This window comes from Mesorhizobium sp. M7A.F.Ca.MR.362.00.0.0 (assembly GCF_004023175.1).
GTDB lineage: Bacteria > Pseudomonadota > Alphaproteobacteria > Rhizobiales > Rhizobiaceae > Mesorhizobium.
Genome location: NZ_RZTF01000554.1, coordinates 1 through 3,217, shown reverse-complemented (window position 1 = coordinate 3,217; position 3,217 = coordinate 1). Strand labels below are relative to the sequence as shown.

The following is a 3,217-nucleotide window of genomic DNA, read 5'->3' as shown; positions in this document are numbered from 1 at the left end:
TTTGTGGGAATTGTTCAACGACGAACGCTCCGCCATGAACGTCGACAGCATTCTCGCACTCGCCTATCTGGCAGGCCCCGGCGGCGCCCTGATGTACTATCTCTACAACAAAAGCGTGCAAACGCTGGGCGCGAGCCGGGCGAGCATGCTGCTCTACCTGCAGACGGTGTTCGTGGCCATTCTCGCCTATCTGCTGCTCGGCGAGGGCCTGCACGATTACGATCTGGTCGGTGCGGCCTTCATCGTCGCCGGCATCGTGCTCGCCACCATGGTCAAGCCCAGGCCGGCTCAACCACGCGTGGCGTAGAAATCTTGCGGGTGACGGCTGTGAGGGCGGGTCAACAAAAAACCCGCCTGGGCGGCGGGTGACTGGCGCAAATCAGCACCATAGGCAGAAATGTAGCATAGCTGCCCTCACCCGTCAAGGAAAAAATTCCTATCGACGTCAGCACCAGCTGCCCGCTGGGCCCGTGCATCCCCGACCAAAAGCCAGCGGCGCAATTGCGGTGGAGGCCGACATTTCAACGAAAGTAAATTCAGATCCAGCTTGACGGAACATTAGCCATAGCTAATTGTTGATCTGTGCGGCAGGTGGTGCCCTCCATCGCCTGCCGAAGATCGGCCGTCCGATCGGCCCGCGTCCTCCGCCAGAGGCGCGGGCTTTCGGGGCCGCCGCGCAATCCAGCCGGTATTTTCCGTTCTTCAGCTTCCGATCATTTCGCCAGTCCCTCATCGGGGTTTCGCCGCCTTTTGGCCTTGAGGCTGCGGGCGGCCTGCTCGATTGCCGCGCGGTCATTGCCCAGGCGGTCGAGCAGTTCCTGCGCCTCGTCGCCCGATATCCCGGTGCGCACCGCCAGCGCCTCGACCTCCAGCACGTCGGAGCTGGCGATCTCGCCGGTTTCAGGCAGCGCGTCGTCCGCCGTCAGCGGCAGCGCCGACTCGCGGTCGATCTCGGCCTCGGCCTGGTGCCAGTGCCGTTCGGGGTCGCCGTGCATGCGGCCTTCCCGTTCCCAGATCTGGTAGGCGCGCTCACGAATCCTGTCGTCCCGGTCGTCGCTCATGGTCAGTCCTCCTTGGGTTCAGGGTTGAACGCCGCGCCAATGCGGACGCTCCGGAAAATCCGCGCGATCGGATCGCCATGCCGGGCGGCGCGCGGGGCTACTGGCATTGCCGTCTCGGGCCGCCTGAATAGGGCTGGTAGGAGTTGTCTTCCGGGCGGTAGGAGCGGTAGCGGCTGAAGCAGGAATCGACATGGTCGGCCGAAAGTGCTTCGCCGCCATCGCTGGCAACGTAGACGCCCAGGCCGGCGCCGTTTTCGTCGCCATCGCCGGCGGCGGGCAAAACAGCCTGGCCGGCGGCTTGGAGATAGGGCGAGATGCAGGGGCGCAGCTGCCCGCTGTAGGAGAGGTAGCTGTTGTCGTCCGGATGGTAGGAGCGATATCGGCTGGCGCACCAGGCGAGATGCGGAGGCGGCAGGGCGGCTGCCTTGGGCGCGATGGCGCCGGTGACGGTGGGGTCGGGCGGTTTTTCCTGCGGTTTGGCGGGGATGTCGGGCGGCGCGGACTGTTTGGCCGGCAGGCGTTCGAGCCCCTGCCCCGCTTTGTTCACAGGCCGCGCTTTTTTGGTCCACAGCTCCGCCACGCTGACGGTGGCCGTTGCCTGGCGCGGCGGCTTTGCGGCAAGCAGCCAGGCCGCAAAACCCAGTCCGCTGCCGAAGACCGCAAGGGTCAGCACGAAGCCGCAGACCAGTCCCAAAACCGCTTTCACGACACGCTCCTTAAGTCCCTGCTCATAGAATGCGGGGCCTCAAGGCTGGTTCCAGAAAAACGCTGGGCGCACGCCCCGAGCGTTGCCGCCGAATGCGCCCGGCAAGAGCCGCCAGGGGAGGCTCAAAGGAGCGCCCAGACACAGTTCAGAAACAATATTCAACAGTTCGGAAAAACTGCCGAAAAGATCGGATGGCATAAGCATCCCACAACAACTGGAAAAATGGCCGTGCCGGGCGATGCCCGGCCTGGATGGGAAAGCATGGAAATGGATCACGGTGTCGATATCGCCGAACTGGACGCGGAACGATCGGGGCTGGAGAGCGGCCTGGCAGGTGTCGATGCGCTGGTAAAAACGGCCCCCGCGACAGCCAGGCGCGGGCAAATCCTAACGGGCGCCGACTTTGCCCGGCAAGGCCTGCCCGGCGAGCGGCTCGACACCGTCTTCGAACAGCTCGCCGACATGTTTGCAGCGCTGCCGGCGGTGATCTCCGACGGGCGTGTCTGGACCTATCGGGAACTGGACAGCCGCGCCAACCAGTTCGCCCGCCTGCTGGTCAAGCGCGGCGTGCGGCCGGGCGACCGCGTCGGGCTCATCCTCGACCGCTCGGCGGAGACCTATGTCGCGCTGCTCGCCGTGATGAAGGCGGGTGCGGCCTTCGTACCGCTCGCCACCGCCTTCCCCGAGGAGCGGATGGCGCTCATCATCGAAGACGCCGGCGTCAGCCTGATCGTCACCATCGCCGCCTATGCGTCGCGCGCCGGTCAGCTGCCCGTCCCGCATCTGCTGATCGACAGCACTGCTGCCGAAATCTCCAAACAGTCCGACGCGCCGCTGAAGCCGCATGCGAAGGCCGCTTTATCGGACGACACCTGCTACATCCTCTACACCTCGGGCACCACGGGCAAGCCCAAGGGCGTGGTCATCAAGCACCAGAGTTTCGTCAATTTCATCCGCGTCGCCGCCGCCTCCTACGGCTACCGGCCGGGCGACCGCGTCTATCAGGGCATGACCATCGCCTTCGACTTTTCCTCCGAGGAGATCTGGGTGCCGTTCGTCGCCGGCGCGACGGTGGTGCCGGCGCCGGGCCAGATGCCGCTGGTGGGCGAGGAACTGGCCGATTTCCTGCGCCTCCACGACATCACCTGCATCGCCTGCAGCCCGACGCTGCTGTCGTCGATGACGTCGGATGTGCCCAGCCTGCGCACGCTGCTGGTCGGCGGCGAGGCCTGCCCGCACAATCTGGTGGTGCGCTGGTCGAAGCCGGGACGGCAGATCCTCAACACCTATGGCCCGACCGAGGCGACCGTCACCGCCACCATGGGCGCGCTGACGCCGGACAGTCCCGTGACCATCGGCGCACCGCTGCCGACCTACTCGATCGTCATCCTCGACGCTTCGCTGCCGCAGCTTGCCGAGCCCGGCGAACTGGGTGAGATCGGCATTGCCG

General features: G+C 65.6%; 4 protein-coding genes. 2 read left to right on the top strand and 2 right to left on the bottom strand.

Translation table 11 applies throughout. From position 1 onward, the window contains the following. A partial coding sequence (locus EOC06_RS35005; RefSeq protein ID WP_164898920.1) for a DMT family transporter occupies window positions 1-307 on the top strand: 307 nt, incomplete at its 5' end. 406 nt (window positions 308-713) lie between these two features. Here the strand turns inward: EOC06_RS35005 and EOC06_RS35000 are convergent. Next, the gene (locus EOC06_RS35000; RefSeq protein ID WP_027035205.1) at window positions 714-1,061 is read right to left on the bottom strand and encodes a DUF2934 domain-containing protein; all 348 of its coding nucleotides are present in this window, start codon (window positions 1,059-1,061) and stop codon (window positions 714-716) included. A 97-nt stretch (window positions 1,062-1,158) separates the two neighbouring features. Beyond that, complete coding sequence (locus EOC06_RS34995) at window positions 1,159-1,767, bottom strand: BA14K family protein (protein WP_128309956.1); 609 nt, start codon at window positions 1,765-1,767, stop codon at window positions 1,159-1,161. 261 nt (window positions 1,768-2,028) lie between these two features. On the opposite strand from EOC06_RS34995, the gene EOC06_RS34990 reads away from it, so the two are divergent. Continuing rightward, on the top strand, window positions 2,029-3,217 hold a 1,189-nt coding region (locus EOC06_RS34990; protein WP_164898919.1), incomplete at its 3' end, for an AMP-binding protein.

What these genes read in the sequence shown, in the direction of transcription:
- EOC06_RS35000 (WP_027035205.1), bottom strand. Translation starts at nt 1,061, where the DNA reads ATGAGCGACGACCGGGACGACAGGATTCGTGAGCGCGCCTACCAGATC.